We start from the raw sequence: 19,820 nt of genomic DNA on the forward strand, positions 1-19,820 counted from the left end.
GATGACAGTTGGCGCTATCACCGTCACCGCCCAGGCCACGAGTTCCGGGCATGACACGACGAGCAAGGGAATGGGGACTTCTACTTGGCCGCCAGCGGCGACCTACACTTGGCCACCCGTGGGGACTTTCTCATGGCCACGGACACCGTGTAACTGCGGGAGCGCTATACCTCCGCCGAATACGCTGAGGCCTTGAAGATTCGGGATTTACGAACAATAGTGTCGTCCGGTAGTGCGCACACGGCCTTCGGATCGGCGAGCAGAGGTGGCTAAATCGTTGCTGCAGCAGTCTATTGGCCAATTCGTTTAGCGTTAGGTTCGTTCGGCGATGTAGTCGTTCCAGTCGCGCTTGGCCCAGTGGGGCCAGGCGACGGCGTTGCCGACCGGGGGCCAAGGCGGGGAGTTCGCCCTCACCGCTTCTGAAACACTCCACTCAGCAGCCGAAGTAGTAAGCCGCCGCAAGGCGGCCCGGTCTACACGCCGGGCTTACCGTGCGCCGAATGCCTTCATCTGGTTCCAGTCGAGTCCGGCGTCGTTGACGTCGTCCTCGGTCAGGAGAATGTAGTGCCACTTGCCATCGACCCTTCCGCTGTTATTGACGGTGTTGGCCCAGGTCTTGGCAGCCTTTGCCTTGGCCTGGACGTCCTCGGCATGGGCTTCCTTGTTCATCTTGGTCTCGATGAGCCAGCATGTTCGCTGCCCGTTCTCCTCCTCGATCGCGACGAGGTCGGGGTTGTACTCGCGGCCCTCCTGGGTCCACGTAATCGGCAGGTCGTTGCGGTGGAGGCGTGCCCACACGATGACGGTCGGGGTCCCGTCGAGCGCCTGAGCAGCCTTGTACTCAGGCGAGGTATCGAACCAGGCGTACTCATACAGGGACTTCTTCCAACCGCCGTAGGCGACCGACTTTGAGTGCGGCTCGGAGTGTCCGTCGACGTGCTCTTTGGTGGTTTGGCGCTCTTTTTCGAGTCTTTGCAACCGCACCTCGTCGGAGAACACAACGTTCTGGTTGGCGACCTTCTTCAGTTTGTCCGAAACGAGGTTGGTGAGCCTTCGGGCAGCACGCTCCCAGAACGCGGATAGGTACTTTTGCGCGTCGGTTCCCATTGCATCGACGACCAGATCGGCGAGGCGTTGTGCGGCGCGTGCTTCCCCCGCCTCTGGGCGGACGCTCGGGACGCGCATGATGGCCTTCACGAGGCCGGCGCGAGAGGTTTCGAGCGGGATATCGAGGGCGAGGGCCTCGACCCTCGCCTCGGCTTGGACGCCACGGACGGTGCCGCCTTCGTCAGGCCGCAGCAGTGTCCGGCGCAAGTCGGTATCGGCCTCGGTCGCGAGGGCTTTACCGAGCGCCGTGAAGGGGGCGTCGTCATGGATCTGGTTCAGGGAGACAACCGCTTTGGAAGCCACCTTCTCCGTGTAGGGGATCACAATCTCGGCCCGGTCCAGAAGCGGGGAGTGCTTGCGCACTTTCGACTCGGTCTCGTCTGCCGCATCCTTGGCTTGTCCCAGAAGACTTTCCAGGTCGACGATTCCGCCCGCTGGCTTGGGCTCGGCAACGTGGGTACTGGACGTCATTGAATGAGTCTGCGCGGCGTCCGGCGCCGTCTCGTCGGTGGTGCTGTCGCTCGGTGCCGGGTTCGGCGGGATGACGTCAGCCTCTTCATTGACGATCTTCTTGCGAGCCACGAGCTTTCCTGCTGCGGTGCGGCGGATCTCGGCGAGCACGGCGTGGTCGATGAACTTCTCGTTGAGCGCTTGCCGCTTGGCTAGCAGGGCCTCGTATCGCTCGTGAGCGAGTACCTCGACGGTGTCGAGCATCTCAACACCGGTGTACTCGCCGAACGGGAGTCGCATGCCTCGTCCGAGAGTCTGCTCGGTCAGCACCGATGAGACGCTAGCGCGCATGGAGGCGATGACGTAGACGTTCTTGACGTCCCAGCCTTCTTTCAACATGCCAACGCTGATGATGATGCGAACGGGTGAATCAGGGTCCTCCACGTCCTCTAGTGCGGCCAGCGCGGTTTCCTTCTCGTCGCCCTTCAGGTTCGAGTGGACGAGCAGCGTTCGGCCTATCCAGGCTCCGTTGTCGAACGATTCACTGTCGAACAATTCCTGATACCGGTCTGCTTCGGCCGTATCTTGAGCGATGACAAGCATCACCGGATTGATTCGCGAGATTCCCTCTTCGTCGCACCGCGCGTGAGCGAGGCGCTCCTTGTAGCGCAGCAGCGTGACCCCGTCGAGGAGTTTAGTGTGGTCGTCGCTCCGGTCGTCGTTGCGTGCGACCAGGACGGGCGTCTTGACGAGTTTGTCCTTGATCGCGCGAGCCAACGGATAGCGGTAGACCACGAGATTCTCGTCTGTCTTCGCGGGGGTTGCCGTCAGACCGACCACGAGTTCGGGCTGCAGGTCGGTGATGGTCTTCGAGAACGCCGCGCCGCGGTAGCAGTGGTGCTCGTCGGCGAGGATGACCAGGTCGTCGAGGCTGCTGAGCCAGCTGAACAGGGATCCGCCCAGCCACTCCTGGTACTCGTGTGTCGCGCGTCCCTCACCTGTCTTCGAGGTGAGGGCCTGGACGGTGAAGACAAACAGCTTCGTTCGGCTGCTGTCCTCCATCACTTTGCGCGTCGCCGGGCTTTTGAAGTTGTCGGCCGTGATCACGAACGGCTCGGATTGCATTGCGCCGGTTAGTGATTTGCGGTGGCCTGGGCTGAAGTTCTTGATGCTCTTGTCGCGGATCGTGCGGCCCGGGGCGAGGAGCAGAAAGTTGCGGGCAGGGGTCTCCAGCCCGGCGAAGTACTCGATGAGTCCGGCCATGACGAAGGTCTTGCCAACTCCGGTAGCCGAGTCGACCACACACTCGAACGGAGCGGTGTTCATATCGACGTCGAAGTGCATCGAGGTCATCGCCGCGACGCTTTCGACCGCTTCGCGATTGGGATTGCGCAGGTCGAGCCGGTGGGCAATCTCGGAGAGAAGGTCGTCGTCGATCTGGATGCCGCTCATGAGTCGGCTCCCCCCGGTTCCTGAATAGCGCGCTTGAATGGAGTTGTCTTCGCTGCCCGTCGACGGTAGGTGTCGAGAACAGCTTCTGGGATCTTCGTGAGCCGAGATCCCTTCCGGGACTTGCGAAGAGACTCCTCCGCATCCAGATCGATCTGAGTCGCCCAGACTTCAACGATCTGCTTCTCGGGAAGTTGGTCGAGGATCGCCGACACGGTGCCGTGTCCGACGAGACCGTCCAGGATTACATAGCGCACCTGACCGCGCTTGGCTGCGAAGATCCCATCGGGCCGGTAGCGAACGCCGAGTTGGGCGCACATTGCTCGCGCGAGGTCGCCTTGGGTTGCCCACTCAGCGAGGACAATAAAATCATCGATGCTCTCGAACATCGATGGGCCGACTTCGAGATGCGAGAATCCGCCCCCGCCATGCCAATTGGTCGTGGTCTGGTTCTTCGTTTTCGTGACGTTCCGGAGCGCCTTTATCGCGTTCGTGTCGACATCGACAGCTTTCACCACCTTGTTCAGGACACGGTTGAACTCCTGTGCCTCCTCGGGCGTCAGGTCGTCCAACAGGTTTGCATCTGCTACACGCTCCGTCGATGTCGTAACCCCGCCTGGGTCATCACCTTTCACCACCCGCGCCAGCCGTGGCTTCGTGTAGGTAGCCACTGTGGCTGGGAGCAGTTCGACGGTCACCCAGCGGCGCCCCATCTTGTGTGCGACCGCTGCGGTTGTTCCAGAGCCGCCGTAGCAGTCGAGCACGATGTCTCCGGGGTTCGAGCCGATGTGGATGACCCGCTGGAGCAGTTCCTCCGGCTTCGGGGTGGCGAAGGCGTGCAGGTCCGGGAACAGATCGCGTACCTGGTTCTTGCCGCGCAACGACCCGCCGACATCTGATGCGAACCACAGTGTCTCCGGGACGCGTCCCTCGTCAGCCAAATGCTTCTTGCGTTGGATCCGTTCCTTGTCGAGGTCGAGAAAGACCAGCTCGGGCCAGTGTCCCGCCTCGTACCTGGCGCGCGCCGCCTTGGCTGCTTCTTCCAGCGGCTCCGCAAGCATGATGGCCGGGACGCCCGGCTTCACTTGATCAGGGGTAGTGCCACAAATCATTGCTCGGCGTTCCTCATCGCCGATGTCGCGCAGTTCGTACTTCGCGTACTCGTTCATCTGGTCAAAGAACCAAGACTGCGCCTTCCCCCAGCATCGCCCAGGGGTTGGGTACATAAGCCCGCCGGTGACCGGGTGCTGGATGCCGTAGACCATCGGGTGGTTGGTCGCAGCCTTTCCGGCCGTTGCGTCGCCGTCGCGCCACGGTACTGGATCACCATCCCGGGAGCGGTAACGAGATGTGTTCGAGGATGCAAGCCGCTTCATCCGGTTCGGGACCCAGCGATCGGTCTTGCCATACACCAACAAACTGTCGTGCGAGACCGAGAAACCTGTCGTGTCGTTTCGCGGCGATGTGGCCTTCTGCCATACGACTTCTGCAAGGAAGTTCTCCGCGCCCAGTTCTTCGTCCAGCACTGATCGGCAGCGGTGCACCTCGGCATCGTCGAGATGGACCCACACCGAGCCATCGTCAGACAGCAGCGGTTTGATCTGCCTCAACCGGTCGCGAAGCATCGTGAGCCAGACCGAGTGCTCGATGTTGTCGTCGTAGTTGGTGAACGCCTGCCCCGTGTTGAAAGGAGGGTCGATGTACACCAACTTCACCTTGCCGAGGTAGCACTCGGCGTACTCGGGCACCTTGTTGAGGACGTCCAGAGCATGCATGGCGTCGCCCGTGATCAGGAGGTTGTCGGTCGTAGGCTCGGGCAACCCATCAGGCCGATCTTCGGGCGGCGGCGCTTCGATGCGCTCAACCTCATTCAGGAGGCGAACCTCGGAGACGCGGTAGTCGGCTCGATCGACGAATGTGTAGTCGTACTTGCCGTCCCCGGTGGACAGGAGCGTTTTGTCCTTGTTAGTCCAGGTGAGTTCGAGCCCTCCGCTGTACCCCGCCGCCATGCAACCTTCCGTCCATTACGTCCCAGCCCGCAGGCGCCAATGTTGTCGACCAGTCAGGCGCCTGCGTGGAAGACGGCCCGCCTGATCCGATTTCAGCCGAAGTATTCTCACGCTGCCCTGGCTACCCCGGTAGACCCACCCCAAAATACATGCAAGTGCGAACCCTCGTATGGCGCCAGCTTCGATTTCAGGCCAGGACCGGTCGGCGTGGTGGTGGCCGTTGCCGGGTCAGTGTCCGATAGGACCCGGTTTCGATGCCGGTTCCCGACAGCACCCGCAGCGAGTCGACCTTGCTGTTCGGCTCGATTATCCTGGCCAGCACCAGGTCTCGGAAACCTCATCGCCACCGGCTGCGGCATCCAGGCCGAGCGCCTGGTAGGCCCGGCGCAACGCCACCCGTAGATCACTCGCCCGGGATCCGGTGTTTTCCAGAGTCCCACTGACGTGGGGAATGGTGAGTTGGCTTGTGCCGCAGCCGAGATCGAGCCGTGCTCGCCGACAGGTCACCGCCGCCGAGATCCGCGCCACACGCTGACCACGCGGCCAACGTCCGCGTGTTGGCGGCCGGTCGGGCGCATAAGCATCACCGCAGTCCGCATCCGGGGCACCAGATCAGTCCGGTCGTCCTCGGTGCGCAGCAATCTGCTCAGCCCATACCCCATGCGAAAAAGCTCGCCACTCGCCGACAAACCAACACTGCATAAGATCGAAAGCGGCAGCCAACGAGCGAAAGGAGGATCCCTGATCGCGGCTACGTACAGGACGTTTGCAGCGTTCGGGTATGGATACCCGTCTGCCGGCTGCCAGCGAACATCGTCTGCGTCGTCCAGACGGCCGACACGGCCGGTTGGCCACGTTGCGGGACACACACCCGAAGCTGCGCCTTGTCCGCCAACGTGTCGGACTCACCGGCGGTGGTGCGGCTGGTACAGCAGGCGCAGGAGTCGGTTTCCTTGGAAGACGACGATCGAGGACAGCATGCCTCGTTTGATGTCGCGCACCCGCGGTGCTGCGGGGCCGTCGCTGTTGAGCAGCCAGTCAGCGAGCAGTTCCGGCAGCGCGAAAACCAGGCGGAACTGCGGCGACCCATCAGTGGGGACGATGACCCAGTCGCCCTCGTGTTTTCCGCGATGGACGAACTCGATGTGCACGGCGATCTCCGAGCCGGGGTGCCGGGCGAGATAGGTCCCGAAGTCTGCCCTGGACTCGATCCTCAGAACCAGGATGAAGGGCGCGGAGGGAAACCCGACGATCAAGTCACCGAGTCGGTCGCTGTGCATGTCGGTCACGATCGTCATGAGCCGGGCGTGCGGAAGCACCTGCGAACTTCGTTTGCCAGGCATGCGACCCACATTCATGTATTGCGAGACCTCCTTGTCCGGGATCCACTCGTTCTGTGCGTCTGTCTCGGCGCTCTCAGCGGGGGTTTCGAATCCTCCGGTCCATGTGCCCAGTGCGCGCCGGAGGGCTGCGCGCACTTGCCCAACTGGGAAGCGGTTGATCTGGCGCGTTAGCGCGAGATCGCGTGTCGCGTCCGCGATATCGCTGACTAGTGCGAGAAGCTCAGCGAAGCCAGAACCGGACAGATCGACGAGCGAGATCTGTTGGGCCAGCGCGTATCGCTGCGCCTCCGGCGCGAATCCGCTGGCCGAGAACAAGGTGTAGCGGTACTGGTATCGCCGGATCGGCACCGAGTGCACGCCCGAGGAGAAGGGCGAGTACTGCTCGTTGACGTCGTGGATGGTGCCGTGGGCGTTGCGCACCACCGCTATTCCGACCTTCTGTTTGGTGAACTTGGCTTCGACGAACAGTCGCAGTGGAAGGGAGAACGGGACAGGTAGGTCGAGCTCGCCGATGACGTCGGCTTGATGCTCGCCGCCGCGCCCACGCACGAGCAATCCGTGCTTGGCCTGCTTGAGCGCATCGGGATCCTGGTGCTCGGACACGAGGAGCTTGTAGCCGTTGTCTTGTAGCAACCGCGCCAGTACCTCTTCGAGAACGATTCCACGCAATGCTTCGCGACCAATCACCGAAACTCCCTCCCTGAATCCGAAGGCACCGATAGTAGTTCGCGACAATAGGAGGGGCTGGCGGATCAACAGCACGATCGCCCCGCTCGCATGCCAGAAGCATCAGGATGACGCACGGTAATCGGCGAGCCTATCGGGCCGGGCAACCGGACCGGCTGACCGATCAGCTAACCGCATGCCTGGCGGTGCGGGTCCAACTGGCAGGTGACCAGCCTGGTGCTAGATCCCAGTCGACACTCGGACTCCGCCACACAGTCCCACCATCGCCCACGTAACCTGGGAGAAAGTCAGCCGGGTCGGCATCCCCTGCATCCATTCATGGGCTGCGGCGCCTGACTGGACGTGGCCGCGAGGAACCTCGTCGTCGTTATTGTTCGGTGAATTCCTCAGTCCGGGACTACAATTCGTGATCACACCCGTCGGATGAGTGGGAGGGGAAATCTTGTCGGGCCTGGCTGCGCCCCCTGTGTTGGTCGACCGTACCGACGAGCTGTCCCAACTACTGGATCGCGTAGACCTCGCGATCCAAGCCAACGAGAGTGCTGTGGTCGTCCTGCGTGGTGAGGCCGGCGTCGGCAAAACCAGCTTGCTGGCGACCTTTGCCCACCGTGCGGTGCAACGGCACGCGGAGGCTGGTCTGTTGTCCGGTTATGGGCAGGCGATGCTGAATTCCCTTGCCTCGGACTCTTTTCAAGCCGTCCGAGAGTGTCTGCGATCTTTGACCTCATCGGCCGAGCGTTCCGGGTCGCGGACTCGGCTCGAACGGGTCGCGTCGTCGTTCCGCCAGCATGCCCCGGACTGGATCGAGTCGGTTCCGGTCGTCGGCCACCTCCTCGCCGCGGGTGTGCGCACCGGACAGACGTTCGCCCAATCCGGCCATGAGCAGACCGAAATCGATAGTCGGCTCGACCAATTGATCCGCCTTATCGAAGACCTGCTCACCGACAGCCCGGTGCTGATGGTCCTCGATGATCTGCATTGGGCTGATACCGCAACCATCGACTTGCTGACCACGATCGCGCTGCGAGTCAAGGGTCCGCTGATCCTGGTCTTGGCCTATCGTCCTGATCAGCTGTACTCGGCCGAGCAGACACATCCATTGCAACGGGCCGTCTTTCGGCTGTGCCGGTATCTTCCCGACACCGGCGTCATCGACCTGCCTCGGTTGTCCAACACCGACACCGAACAGCTTGTACGCCAAGCCGCGAGCGATACCGCCGTTCCACCTCATGTCGTGTCCAGGATTGTCCGCCTGAGTGCGGGCAACCCATTGTTCGCCGAATCGTTGGTGCGTCTCGGCGATCGGGCGGGCGGGGCGGCACCGCAGCAGATCACTGCTGTGCTGGAAGAGCGACTGTCATATCTGACTGGCGCCGATCAGCAGCTACTCGAAATCGCCGCATTGATCGGGTACAGCTTCGAGGTCGACTACCTCGCGCAGCTGGCCCGCATGGACATCGACGACGTATACGAGCGTCTGCACCTGCTGTTCGCCGAACACGGACTGGTACGCCCCGCCGAGCCGCGCGGAGACTTCGACCGCTACCTCATTCACCACCCGTTGTTCGCCCAGATCCTGCGCGAGCGCGGGGCTTCCAACGCACCGCGCTGGCGACGACACCACACTCGGCTCCTGGCCATCCTGGAAGCCGAGCCAGACTGGGACGACGAACTGCAAGTCCGGGCAGCAGCAGTGGCCGTCGCGGCACGGGATCGGGTGAAGGCAGGCGCTCTCGCGTTGGCGGCGGCGCGACGCCAGTTCACCTTGGGTGCGGTGTCCAAGGCTCGTGATCTCGCACGGATCGCGGTCGAGCAAACACCCTCCTTCGACGCATCCGCTCTGCTGGCCGAATGCCTTTCTGCTGAAGGTGACCATGTTGCGGGCACCGAAGCCTGTGCCGCGGCCCTCGCCCGCGCCGCGACCGAAACGGTTGCCCCGGCGCTGGAAGCTCATGTGCGGCTGCTGTGGGCTCGCAACCTTCGCATGACCGGCCGCTGGGATCAGACCAGCCAGGTACTCGACGGGCTGATCGATGCCCATCCTGAACCGAGCGACATCCGGGCGCAGGCGCTGATCCTCAAGGCCGAAGTCGAATTGTGCGGTCCGGTACAAGACACATCGTGGTGTATCGAGCTGTGCGATGCGGTCACGGCGATGGGTGCCGACGCGGAAGTGCAGTCTCGAGCACATGGGCATCGCGGACTCGCCCACCTGGCCGCCTACGAGCCCGCCGATGCTGAGCGCTGGCTGATGCTCGCGATCGAGGTGGCTCGGACAACCGGGCACCCATACGCCGAATACGAAGCGCTGCATTGGTTGAGCAAGAAAACCCTGGCTTGCCTGGAACTCGACCGCTCGTGGCAGCTGCTCGAACAACTGGCCCGCATGTCCCAAACTTCGGGCGTCGCCAGCGAGAACCCGCCGCACCTGCGTGACTCCAGCAGGGTTCTCGGCTTGCAGCACCGGCTCACCGAATCCGCCGAAGCATTCGCCCGTTACCTCGATGTCAGCCTGCCTTCGGCGCTCGGTCGGGTCGCGACCACACTGGCCTGCCAGATCCGCGAACTCGAAGACCTGTCCGGGCCATTCGCTGGGGAGCGTCTGCTCATCGAACTCCGCAGCGCGTGCCGTGAGGATCTTATTGCCGCCGACCGATGCAACCGACTCGCCGACTATCTGCGCGCACTCGGGCATCGGGCTCGCGAGTGGGACCCCGTCGCATTCGCCGTCACGGAATTCGGCGTCGCACAAGACGATGCCCAGGCCGCAGACGCGATCTTCCGGTTCGATGTGCCCAGCCTGTCCCAACTACGCGCCGCGGTCCGAAGCAACGGGGCCGGGTCGTGAAGCCTGCCGCGTATGACGAATTCGCTCTCGCGCCCGGCCTGATCCAGCTCAACCACGCCTCCTACGGCCTCACATCACGACAGGTGATGACCGAAGCCGAACGCATCCGCACACACATCGAATCCGACCCAACCCGACACCTCGGCGCCGAACTCACCGAACGCCTCACCGCCCAAACCACTCTCACGGCAACAACATTCGGCTTCAATCCAGGCCGAACAACGTTGTGCACCAATGCCACATCCGGCGCGGCCGCGATCATCGAGTCGCTTCCACTGGCGGGCGACGACACAGTTGTCGTGCTCGACACCGAATACTCCTCTATCCAGCGGGCTTGGGAGCTCGCGTGCGCCAAGACCGGTGCACGCCTGGTCATCGTTCCGGTGTCGCTGCCATTCCACGGTCCGCAGCAATTGCTGGACGAACTCGAGGCTTTCGTCCCGGACTCGGTGACCTATCTGCAGATGAGCCTGATCTCCTCATCGGCGGCCATCCGGCTACCCGTCGCCGACATCTCCCAGTGGGTGAAACACCGCGGCGGCCAACTGATTCTCGACGCCGCCCACGGTCCCGGCCACATCCCCATGTCTCCAACGCAATGGGACGTCACAGCGATGTTCGGGACCCTGCACAAATGGCTACCCACACTGCGACCCGTCGGATTCCTCTGGCTCGCACCGGAACTCACCGCCCAAGTCCGGCCCGCCGAAGTATCCCTGACATGGGACTCTCCCGACCTGATCGAACGATTCTCGTGGCCGGGAACCTTCGATCCCGTCCCACGCCTATGCCTGGACACCGCAATAGCGCAGTGGAACCAATGGCGCGGCGGCAACCAATTCTCCTACTGCGAACAGGTCGCTGACAGCGCATCCGATGCCATCACCGGCCTCGGCGGACAACCGACCGCGACCACCGAATACCTGCCACCACGGATGCGATCGTTCATCCTCGACGGTGTGAGCGTGGCCGAGGTCAAAGCAGCCCTGCACCCAGCCGACGTGCGAACATGGATCGGTCCCGGTCCGGCCGGTGAATGCCTGCTGCGAATATCCACCCACATCTACAACGACCAGCGCGACATCGAAACCCTTACCGCCCGGATCCAGGAGGTACTCGAACGATGATCGTGCCTCCCATTCCCAACCGGCTCGAGAAGGCGATCATCTTCCTGCGCGGCGAGCCAGACGGACGATCCTGGCTGGATGCGCTGCCCGCACGCATCGCCAACTACGCCCGGCAATGGGATCTGACCCTGCACAGCATCGCTGACAGCGGAGCCATGTCCTGCTGCGTCTACTGCACAGCTCCTAACGGCACGCCAGCGGTGCTGAAGATCCCCGTCGATCCAGAATCCGGATACACCGAGATGGCGCTCCTGCAACGCTGGGCCGCAGCAAACGCCGCACCAGCAGTACTGCAGCGCGCCAGCACATCCGGAGTCTTCCTGATGACCCGCATCACCCCCGGCACCATCGCCTGGCCCGACAACGACGCGACCGACTCAACCCAATTCGGTGAACTACTCACCCAACTGAATCAACCCCACCTGCCGGAACCACCCAAGCTCAAAGACCTCGCCGACATCGCACACATGCGCATGGACTGGGCCCGTGAACGATTCGCCGACCCCCAATACGCCGAAGCGATGCAGCGATTCGGCGCCACAACCCATCTCGCACACGCCGAGAACGTACTCGACGCACTGCTACACACAAGCTCGGCCCGGCACGTGCTCCACGCAGACCTGCAAGCCAAGAACGTCCTTCAAGGCCCCAGCACCTGGTACGCCATCGACCCCCTCGGCGCCGTCGGTGACATCAACGCCGAAGCGGGCCTGTGGATTGCGATCCAGAACGGCCCCACCTCCATCTCAGAGCGACTCGACCACCTGAACAGTCACCCGCTACTGGACCACGTCCGTTTGCGCGCATGGACATTCGTTTTCGCTGTCGCCGAATACCGCTCCTATCTACCTGCGCCTGCCGAACGGATCGAGATCTTCATCGAGAACGCTGATCCCGTGCGGATCGTCGACGAAGTCGGGACAGTGTGAACTGCGGTAGGGTGCTGGGGGTTCAAGCTGGACAGTTCCACCGTTGAATTGGGGGGCGTATGGGTACGTTCAAAGCTGATCTGGAGACGCTGGGGAAGCTCGGAACAACTCTGCACGACCTGGCCCGTGAGGCCGAGGGCGTCAAGCCGAAGCGAACATCCGATGTGAGCCCGCACGAGAAACTGCAATCCGTCAGTGCCGGTCTGCTGTTAGAGAGCGAACAGCTTCTCGGCGTTCTCATTCCAACGGTAAAAGAGCGCCTGGGCGAGACCGGTGACGTGATGGCCAACGTCGCCCGCCAGTACAAGGACACCGACGACAGCAACGCTGGCAACATCATGGATCTCTATCGCAAGTCCACCGGCGACTGGACGGTGTAGGGGCGGGAATGACTCTGAAGAACTGGATCGAGTACGCCGATCCGTCGAAGCTGATCACACTCGGTGATTCCTGGATCACCTTCGGTGCGGACCTCGAGCACCTCTTCGACCGGTACGTCGACGCCGTCACGAAGGTGAACGGCACCTACTGGGACGGACAATGCGCCCAAGCGGCTCAAGAACGTGCTCAGGCTGACCAGAAGACCATGCAGACGCTCGCCGATAAGATCGGTGCTGTCGCACAGCGCGCCAAGCAGGGGTATGACGAGATCGATGCACCACTGCGGCGGGCTCGGGGTGCTCTGATCGAAGCGGAACGGCGTGGCTATGCCATCGCCGACACTCTCGCGCTGAGCATTCCGCCTGGGAAGTCGGTCATCGATGCGGACAAGCAGGCACTGCTTGACCTCCAGTCCGAGCTGAATGACGCGGTCCGTTCCACCGTGCAAGCCGACAGTAAGGTCCGCGACGACCTGAACAACGCCCGTGCAGATCTGCGGGCGGCCTTCGTCGCCACTGCTGCGCTCGGTGCTGACCAAGGCAAGGCAGACGGCGCGAGCCTAACTGCTGACTCGGGAATCCTGGGCCCGGACGGCGTGCAGCGCCTCATCGAGGCTGGTCAGCTGACACCTGAGCAGGTCGCGGCGTTGCAGCGGGGAGAGACCTCGACAATTCCCGCTTCGCAGATGGAATACCTCAACGGGATCAGCCAGTCGCTCGATGGCAAGAGCCCCCAGGAAGTCCAGCAGATCATGAGCAAGCTGCCACCGGATGCGCAGCGCGCGTTGGCGAACTCGCTGCAGATCGTGTCGAATCCGTCGATCAATGCGGGCCCGGTTGCCACCGGGGACAAGGACCTGCCCAATGGCGGCAAGGGTGGTCTAAGCCAGTTGCCTGCGAAGATACGCGAGTCGCTGACCCGTGATGACCTGGTCACGAACGAGTCCAGCTACCTCGTGAACCATGAGATGAACCTCAACGGAGTGGCTGACAACCAGGCGATCGCAAAGATCATCGGAGCGGGTGATCCGCAGTACCAACTCGGCACCGATGTCGATCGGAAGCTTCTCGAGGTCGGGTCGAAATACCTCGATGGATACGAGCAGTACAAGGGCTCCGACCACGGCTTGGGCGGAACCTCGCTGAAGATCGACGGCGGTGATGGTCCGTCGCCAACCCAGTTCGGCCAGCGAATCAGCGAGGACATGTTCGCTGTCGGGGGTAGGGACAAGGAGGCGGTCGAAGAGTTGGTCACCGGGCCTGATCACGAGCAGTTGCTGAACAATGTGTTCACCCACGAATGGAGTGATCAAGGCCAAGCCGTATCGACCATGTTCGACTTCGGCGACCGTGACGCAACTGTGGAGGACCCCGGAAACCCTGCCGACGTACAGACCGCCGAGCGGACGGGCAAGATCATGAGCTCGGTCGGACAGTACATCGCAGGTGGCGACGGTACCGGCGGAAATCCGGCACAGCGCTGGCAAGAGCTGACAGGACTCGAGTACGGCGACCGTCATACCAGTGGCGCATTGAATCCGAAGCTGATTCAAGAGGTCTCGCAAGGGATGTCGCCGTACGTCGACACCTTGGCCGGGCACCCTCGGCCCGAACTTCCCGGGTTCGATGTCCCCCGGCACGTCGACGGCGACAAGGTGACCAGCTGGCTCGATCCCCAGGGCAATGGCACATACCAAGGCGCCGCGAATATCTTCGCCTTGATGAATACCGACGATCAAGCGGGTGCCCACCTCAACGGCGCGGCAATGCTTGGAATCCTTCGCAACGAAGCAGAGTACGCCAACAACCCATACCAGCCAGGATCGACGGTCGGACTCACGACCGCAGGACGACTGAACGGACTGATGGATGCCGGTCTGTACATGGAGTCCAAAGCAGAGCACGACAACCAGTACGCCGACGAAAAAGATATGTACGACAGGCGACTTGCTGCCTACGAAAGCATGAAGTCGATCGGCACCCGCGGGCTCACCGAGAGCTTCTCCGGTGGAAAGTTCGGTGGCGACTTCATGACCGGCGGAGGTGAGTGGTTGAAGGCGAATCTGATCGGTCCCAAACCCGACGGCGTATCGGAGACGGTTGAACTACGACCGCCCGACTTCGCTCAGCGAAACTACGAAGTACTGGCTCGCACTCAGGTACCGACCGATCTGCAGAGCACCTATCCCGACCTTTTCGAGAACGGGAGCCTCAAACCTTGGACGGCCATACAACTGGATTCGAATCAGTCGGAGCTGACAGCACAGGCGAACGAACTGTTCAACTCGATCGGCCGACCGGGGGATGGTCACGGACACACCCTGCGCGACGCTTGGGAGACCGTCACCAACTCGATACCGAAGTCCAGATGAGGTTCCGGAAACGGCTTTTCGCCGTGTTCCTGGCGGCTCTCGCAGTTACACAGTTGTCCGCTTGCGCGGACAAGCCAGCACCGCAGGAATCATCGATCCCTTACGCGAATGTCTGGTCGGCCGACCCTGGAATCGACCTGTTCTCTCGAGAAGCTGAACTGGTGCGGGCCGCACATGAGTCAGGCTGGCTTGTCTACAACGCCGGGACGAACTACGCCTACTCCGGTTACCCGGAGGCGGTTTCGGAGTTGGCCGGCCGTGAGCCCACTGGCGATCTGGAGCGCGATTCTGCATCTGGCTATCTGTTCACCCATGGCAAAGGGACCCAGAGCGGGGACTGGCTGAAGGACGCGAACGAAACGGACTACAGCCACATCACCGCGTTAACTGCTGCTGGCAACAGTGTCACGGCGACAGTGTGTCGATATGTGGTGCCGACAGGAGGTGTCTCAAGCTCGGCGGAGCGCTCTGAATTCGCGAGGGACATGTCCGTGATTGAAATTCGACTGGAGAATTCCTCCAACGATCCAGGTCTGCCGGGTGTTGCTGATCGTGCCCCCGATCAGCATGATCCGGCAGCGCGCCGCCCACCCACATGGAATGTCTTCGGACGCTGGAACGTCACGTCCATCAGGCGCGAATTCAATACCGACCCCCCAGGGTGTAGAACATGGTTTCAGCAACGGTTGCCGTGGCTGAAGAACGAGCCGGGATCTCCGACACTACAATTTCCAGATTCGTTCACTGTTCCCGCGCAACCGGTGGCGATCCAGTACCCCGAATGGATTGGCTCATCAACGTAACCAAAAACCAAGTAAGGCTTGCGTCAAGGACTTACTTGGCGGGGAGGGCTGGCTCTACGATTCCTGCGATCTCCTGAGCATGGTCACACGCGTTCCAGTCAGTGAGTGCTCCCGTGCTGCTCACTGATACGTCGAGAGTGCTGTCCGGACCGGTCATGACTACGAAGCAGGCTTCTCCTTCAGGGCGCCGGTAGGTAATCGCGTCGCGACCATTGACCTTTATTCCTGCGGCTTTGCCGCCTTCGCGCTTCCGGAACTCATCGAGCGTCACATTGGTCGAAGAAATCGTCAATGAACCCACCCCCAGGATGTGGCCACGCACTTCTTGTTTGCGCTCGAAGGCACAGCTGATGAACGCATAGTCATCATGAACTTGATCGGTGCGCTCTCGGGTTTTCGGGTCGAACCCCGCTTTGGCGACGGTGTCATCGCCGATTTCGAAACACGGATCGAACTTCACTGGACTTCGGGAGTTACGAGGCTGAGTCGGGGCAGGCTTGACGGATACGGCGATGCTGGGTGCTGTGGTCGTCGATGTGGCCGCGACCGTCTGCTCACCCCCATCCTCACGACTCGAGCAACCGCCAGCCACAATGGCGGTCGACACCAAAGCCAGAGCGATGTAACCGTGATTCATTGAGCCCTGTCACCCATCTCCGGCATATCTCCCAAGAGTTTGATTCGGTTCGCGTTGAGCTGATCGGCCTCTGCAATGAGCTGGCCCGCGCGAAGGTAGGCTTCTTGCAGGCGCATGGCTCCGTCGATCAACTGGTTGATCACCTCGACCCCTTCGGCCGCCTTGTTCGAAAATCCCTGTTGCAGCTCCTGTCCAGAAGGGAAACCGCCAAATCCCTTCGCGTCTTGAAGACGAATCAGCTTGTCGCGGATCTTCGTCAGTCCGTTGACCATCTGGTCGTACAGCCGGACCGCTTCCTCAACAGCCAGCGGATCGAACTCGATAACTCCAGCACGGGCTGCGTCGTTGAACGCATTGATCCTGGTTTGCCCGTAGTCGATATTCGCTGTGCTCACCGCTGCCCCCAATCTGCTGGCTTCCGAAGCAGATTACACGAGGCGACCACGGGTTCGGCTGCCCAACGTCTGGCCTTGCGCCCCGGTTGGTCCAGCGCTTCCGGGGGTACGGGTTGCAAGCCGTACCGAGCCTCAACTGCGAAGATCTGCTCGATGGGGCGTGTTAGGCTCCGGATGGACGGATCGGTGATGCCTAGGGGGGAATGACCACGATGGGCGATCAAGACAAGCCCTCCACGGGGTCGATTCCCGGTTTGCAGGATCTGTTGGACCAGCACGACGTTCAGGTCGCTGCGCAGCGGTCGGCCGATTCGCAGTCGCGAGTCCGCCGCGATGACGCGGAACTCAGCGACCTAGGTGCAGGCGCTGACCCGGATTACGTCAACAGCGAAGAGCACTTCGAGGGCATGACCCTGGAAGCCATGTACGCAGCGGTCCACGGTGACCCTGGAGGTTCGGGTGGTTTGGACGCGGCGGGCCTTCAGACGATGCGCAGAACTTGGTTCGAGTGCTTCTCCGAGCTCGCCAATCTGTCGACGTTCAACCTGATGGGGCTGAATCGGGTCTTCGGCAACGGGCTCTGGCAAGGCGCGAGCGGATCAGCGGCTCAGGGTGCCTCCCAACAGTATTCGGCCGTTGCCAATCAGGTCGGCCGGGTGTTCGAGACGATGAGCCAGCGACTGGACTCTCTTGCCTGGGCCGCAGAGGCAGTGCGGATCGCGGTCCCGTCTCCGCCGTCGTCGGTCGTGATGGGGCTGGATCCGGACAACCCTGCCCAGTCGATGCTGCCAGGTCTGATCAATCCTGAATACTCCGACCAGCTCGACAACGACCGAGCAGAGGCCCGGCAAGCGGCCATCAGGGTTCTCAACACCGTCTACAAGGAGACGTTCCCGCCTGCCGGATCCGGGGTGCCCACGTATGCGACGGTTCCGCAGATCGGGGCGAATGGGGACCCGGGCGTCGTCGGCGCGAACGATGGCACCGGTACCGGACGTACTGGAGCTGGCCCCGGCACGTCCGGAGATCCATCCGGCGCTGACAGTGCTACGGCACCGCAAAATGCCGTATCTGATAACTCGTCCCCGACCGCGACCCAGCCATCCGGTACGAGTCCGGCAGGGGTGCGCATACCGGACGTGACGGGCACCGGTCCGAGCACGACAACGGCACCTGCGGGTGTTGGTAACGGCCTCAGCACGCCCGGAGCCTCGGGGTTGACCGGACTCGGGCGGGGAGCAAACGGTGTGGGCGGCCCCGGCACGAGTCCTCGGATGGGTGGCTCGGGTTCGTCGGTTCCAGGTGCACCTGGTGCTGCTGCTCCTGGGGCGGTCAGCTCTGCTGCGGGCGCGGCGGCAGCAGCTCGGACTGGGATGGGCACTTCGGGACCAATGGCGCCTGGTGCTGGTGCTCGACGTAAAGACGGTGAAGGCGACGGTGAGCACCATGCTCCCGACTATCTGCGGGGAGTCGCCTCGGACTGGACTGAGGGGTTGGATACGCCTGTCGAGGTGATCGGTGATGCTGGTTTCCCCGGAGTGGATCCGTTTGCCATCGTCGAGGCGATTCCGCCGACACCGGTCCGCGCTCCGCAACCAACAACACCGACTTTCGTTGAGGCTGCACCCGTCGAGCCGCGAACCGCGGTCGACGCCGCATCCGCGCCGCCTGCGAATACGCTGCCAGCGTCGGATCCCTCTGCATCCCCAGACGCCGAAGCAGAGCGCGGCGAGTCGGCTGGGTTCTCCGGGACGGGCCCCTCGCTCGATGACCTCTTCGCCGAATACGGGTGGAGCGCAGATGATGCCGATGCCGGAACGGCGACGGAGCAGCCAGCCGGTGAGCCCGGGAAGCGAAGGTCGGGCGCCGAGTAGTGAAGACCCAGACGGTGTGGACCTTCACTCCGGACGAATTCGCGTGGATCTGGACCGAAACCGGGCTCGACGTATATCCGGACCCGATCGCCGTCCTCGAATCAGCCACGACCGCAGAGGAATACACGCCGTTGATCCAGGAGATCAGCGCCCGCTACCCACGCGGAGCGGATCCTGATCTGACCGGGCCCCTTCGGGTTCTCGCACATCCTGATCTACGCATCGTCTGCAAAGGCCGATCCCTCAACTCTCCCAAGCGGGTTCGCTCGCTCGGTGCGGCGACGGCAGACCTCGGCGTCATCCTGTTCCAAAAATCCGGTCCAACCCCAGATTTCGGCGGCGACATCAAACTCGTTGTCACCCAACGGCACCACCTCGCCAAGCACATCGCCGCGACCATGCCGCCATCCCCGGCCGGTGCTGTCGAAACGATGATCGGCTACACGCCACGGGTGCGTGGCGAACAGCCGCCGACCTCGTGGAAACCAGCGCCCAACGGCGAACGTGCCGTCGAGGAACGCATCCGCGCTCTGCTGCGGCTACCCCGTACCACCGAGGGCCACTTCCGGATCCAACGCCACACCCACGGTCAACGGCCGCAGCCACCGGAATACCTGAGCTGGATCGACATCCGCAACAACCACCCAGCCGCAGGTCGCTACCTCATCGACGTCAACGACAACGACACCACCATCACACCCGCCTCCCCAGCAGTTATCGTCCGCGAACTGCACCGCTGCGCTGCACTCGACCGCGTTTGAGGAGTGGCTTACCAATACGGGCCACGCCTGTGATCCAGTTCGGCCGAATCTCCCTCCGTCACTGGGAATGAGAAGTCCGGCAGTCGGCGCGTTCCGGCCGCGATCTCGAAGCACAGATCGCTGTAGCCCGCGGCCAGCTCGGTGAGGCGATGCTGGGTGTAGCGAGAAACCAGTGTCGACGTGCTTTGCGTGGAGGCGACGCGGGCATCGACCGAGAACTGAGCGAGCCGGTCGATCACCATGCCGACCGTCTCGGTGTGCTGGTATGCGGCAGCAAAGGCTGGCGGTTGATCGGCGGTAACCCAGCTGTCGATGCGCGACACCAGTCGATCGCGCTCGCGGTCGATTGCGCCGATATCGGCGTTCTCGTCTTGACGGGCCTCGTGCAAGCTGGCCAGTTCGTAGGCGCCTTGCAGGATCGGATGCTGGATGGCCACTGTTCCAGCGCAGGCTTGCAAGATCATGTCCTTGGACGGCAGCGGTGTCCTCATGACTGCCTCACCGTGTGGGCCAGCCGCCCAGAATCTGTGGTCGCCGAACCCTCTGCTCGCGGTGACCGCCGCTGTCCTAGTTGACGGTCGGATGGAATCGCGGTTCGGTGGTCGGAGGCGGTATCCAGCATGAGCCAGCGCGCGATTTGAGTGCGTGT

General features: G+C 62.5%; 15 protein-coding genes. 8 read left to right on the forward strand and 7 right to left on the reverse strand.

The features are described from left to right. Positions 1 to 486 precede the first annotated feature (486 nt). The 4 genes from AB4Z47_RS16340 to AB4Z47_RS16355 all read right to left on the reverse strand — a co-directional run bounded on the left by AB4Z47_RS16340 (position 487) and on the right by AB4Z47_RS16355 (position 7,045). Positions 487 to 3,009 carry a DEAD/DEAH box helicase family protein gene (locus AB4Z47_RS16340; RefSeq protein ID WP_441951665.1) on the reverse strand — a complete coding sequence of 841 codons (2,523 nt, stop codon included), beginning with the start codon at positions 3,007 to 3,009 and terminating at the stop codon, positions 487 to 489. Then, positions 3,006 to 5,015 (reverse strand): site-specific DNA-methyltransferase, encoded by a 2,010-nt coding sequence (locus AB4Z47_RS16345; RefSeq protein WP_441951667.1) that lies wholly within the window; start codon positions 5,013 to 5,015, stop codon positions 3,006 to 3,008. Before AB4Z47_RS16345 ends, AB4Z47_RS16340 begins: the two co-directional genes overlap by 4 nt. Before the next feature lie 187 nt (positions 5,016 to 5,202). Continuing rightward, the gene (locus AB4Z47_RS16350) at positions 5,203 to 5,337 is read right to left on the reverse strand and encodes a hypothetical protein (protein ID WP_441951669.1); all 135 of its coding nucleotides are present in this window, start codon (positions 5,335 to 5,337) and stop codon (positions 5,203 to 5,205) included. Between the two features lie 583 nt (positions 5,338 to 5,920). Next, positions 5,921 to 7,045, reverse strand: coding sequence for a restriction endonuclease (locus tag AB4Z47_RS16355; RefSeq protein WP_441951671.1), 1,125 nt, complete (start codon positions 7,043 to 7,045; stop codon positions 5,921 to 5,923). Positions 7,046 to 7,487: 442 nt separating this feature from the next. On the opposite strand from AB4Z47_RS16355, the gene AB4Z47_RS16360 reads away from it, so the two are divergent. From AB4Z47_RS16360 to AB4Z47_RS16385, 6 genes are read left to right on the forward strand one after another with little or no spacing between them, the layout of a single operon-like run. After that, complete coding sequence (locus AB4Z47_RS16360; RefSeq protein WP_441951673.1) at positions 7,488 to 9,893, forward strand: ATP-binding protein; 2,406 nt, start codon at positions 7,488 to 7,490, stop codon at positions 9,891 to 9,893. Beyond that, positions 9,890 to 11,020: an aminotransferase class V-fold PLP-dependent enzyme gene (locus AB4Z47_RS16365; protein WP_441951674.1), complete on the forward strand. Its 1,131-nt coding sequence runs from the start codon at positions 9,890 to 9,892 to the stop codon at positions 11,018 to 11,020. Before AB4Z47_RS16360 ends, AB4Z47_RS16365 begins: the two co-directional genes overlap by 4 nt. Continuing rightward, positions 11,017 to 11,949 carry an aminoglycoside phosphotransferase family protein gene (locus AB4Z47_RS16370; RefSeq protein WP_441951675.1) on the forward strand — a complete coding sequence of 311 codons (933 nt, stop codon included), beginning with the start codon at positions 11,017 to 11,019 and terminating at the stop codon, positions 11,947 to 11,949. Before AB4Z47_RS16365 ends, AB4Z47_RS16370 begins: the two co-directional genes overlap by 4 nt. Before the next feature lie 59 nt (positions 11,950 to 12,008). Next, complete coding sequence (locus AB4Z47_RS16375; protein ID WP_441951677.1) at positions 12,009 to 12,329, forward strand: hypothetical protein; 321 nt, start codon at positions 12,009 to 12,011, stop codon at positions 12,327 to 12,329. An 8-nt stretch (positions 12,330 to 12,337) separates the two neighbouring features. Continuing rightward, positions 12,338 to 14,701, forward strand: coding sequence for a TPR repeat region-containing protein (locus AB4Z47_RS16380; RefSeq protein WP_441951678.1), 2,364 nt, complete (start codon positions 12,338 to 12,340; stop codon positions 14,699 to 14,701). Continuing rightward, positions 14,698 to 15,504, forward strand: coding sequence for a hypothetical protein (locus AB4Z47_RS16385; protein WP_441951679.1), 807 nt, complete (start codon positions 14,698 to 14,700; stop codon positions 15,502 to 15,504). Before AB4Z47_RS16380 ends, AB4Z47_RS16385 begins: the two co-directional genes overlap by 4 nt. Positions 15,505 to 15,535: 31 nt before the next feature. Here AB4Z47_RS16385 and AB4Z47_RS16390 read toward each other — a convergent pair whose 3' ends face one another. Both AB4Z47_RS16390 and AB4Z47_RS16395 read right to left on the reverse strand, forming a co-directional pair. Then, positions 15,536 to 16,141 carry a DUF3558 domain-containing protein gene (locus tag AB4Z47_RS16390; RefSeq protein WP_441951681.1) on the reverse strand — a complete coding sequence of 202 codons (606 nt, stop codon included), beginning with the start codon at positions 16,139 to 16,141 and terminating at the stop codon, positions 15,536 to 15,538. Beyond that, the gene (locus AB4Z47_RS16395) at positions 16,138 to 16,536 is read right to left on the reverse strand and encodes a hypothetical protein (RefSeq protein WP_441951682.1); all 399 of its coding nucleotides are present in this window, start codon (positions 16,534 to 16,536) and stop codon (positions 16,138 to 16,140) included. The genes AB4Z47_RS16390 and AB4Z47_RS16395 overlap by 4 nt, the downstream gene beginning before the upstream one ends. Positions 16,537 to 16,748: 212 nt before the next feature. Here AB4Z47_RS16395 and AB4Z47_RS16400 point away from each other — a divergent pair, with 212 nt between their 5' ends. Further along, positions 16,749 to 18,410 carry a hypothetical protein gene (locus AB4Z47_RS16400; protein ID WP_441951684.1) on the forward strand — a complete coding sequence of 554 codons (1,662 nt, stop codon included), beginning with the start codon at positions 16,749 to 16,751 and terminating at the stop codon, positions 18,408 to 18,410. Next, on the forward strand, positions 18,410 to 19,171 hold the full coding sequence (locus AB4Z47_RS16405; protein ID WP_441951685.1) for an ESX secretion-associated protein EspG: 762 nt from the start codon (positions 18,410 to 18,412) through the stop codon (positions 19,169 to 19,171). The genes AB4Z47_RS16400 and AB4Z47_RS16405 overlap by 1 nt, the downstream gene beginning before the upstream one ends. An 8-nt stretch (positions 19,172 to 19,179) precedes the next feature. On the opposite strand, the gene AB4Z47_RS16410 is transcribed toward AB4Z47_RS16405, so the two are convergent. Then, complete coding sequence (locus AB4Z47_RS16410) at positions 19,180 to 19,662, reverse strand: DUF4254 domain-containing protein (protein ID WP_441951686.1); 483 nt, start codon at positions 19,660 to 19,662, stop codon at positions 19,180 to 19,182. Positions 19,663 to 19,820: the final 158 nt, after the last annotated feature.

This window comes from Nocardia sp. 2TAF39 (assembly GCF_052114905.1).
Taxonomy (GTDB): Bacteria; Actinomycetota; Actinomycetes; order Mycobacteriales; family Mycobacteriaceae; genus Nocardia.

Coding starts and splice junctions, on each gene's coding strand:
- AB4Z47_RS16340 (WP_441951665.1), bottom strand. CDS start 3,009: ATGAGCGGCATCCAGATCGACGACGACCTTCTCTCCGAGATTGCCCAC.
- AB4Z47_RS16345 (WP_441951667.1), bottom strand. CDS start 5,015: ATGGCGGCGGGGTACAGCGGAGGGCTCGAACTCACCTGGACTAACAAG.
- AB4Z47_RS16370 (WP_441951675.1), top strand. CDS start 11,017: ATGATCGTGCCTCCCATTCCCAACCGGCTCGAGAAGGCGATCATCTTC.
- AB4Z47_RS16375 (WP_441951677.1), top strand. CDS start 12,009: ATGGGTACGTTCAAAGCTGATCTGGAGACGCTGGGGAAGCTCGGAACA.
- AB4Z47_RS16380 (WP_441951678.1), top strand. CDS start 12,338: ATGACTCTGAAGAACTGGATCGAGTACGCCGATCCGTCGAAGCTGATC.
- AB4Z47_RS16385 (WP_441951679.1), top strand. CDS start 14,698: ATGAGGTTCCGGAAACGGCTTTTCGCCGTGTTCCTGGCGGCTCTCGCA.
- AB4Z47_RS16390 (WP_441951681.1), bottom strand. CDS start 16,141: ATGAATCACGGTTACATCGCTCTGGCTTTGGTGTCGACCGCCATTGTG.
- AB4Z47_RS16400 (WP_441951684.1), top strand. CDS start 16,749: ATGGGCGATCAAGACAAGCCCTCCACGGGGTCGATTCCCGGTTTGCAG.
- AB4Z47_RS16410 (WP_441951686.1), bottom strand. CDS start 19,662: ATGAGGACACCGCTGCCGTCCAAGGACATGATCTTGCAAGCCTGCGCT.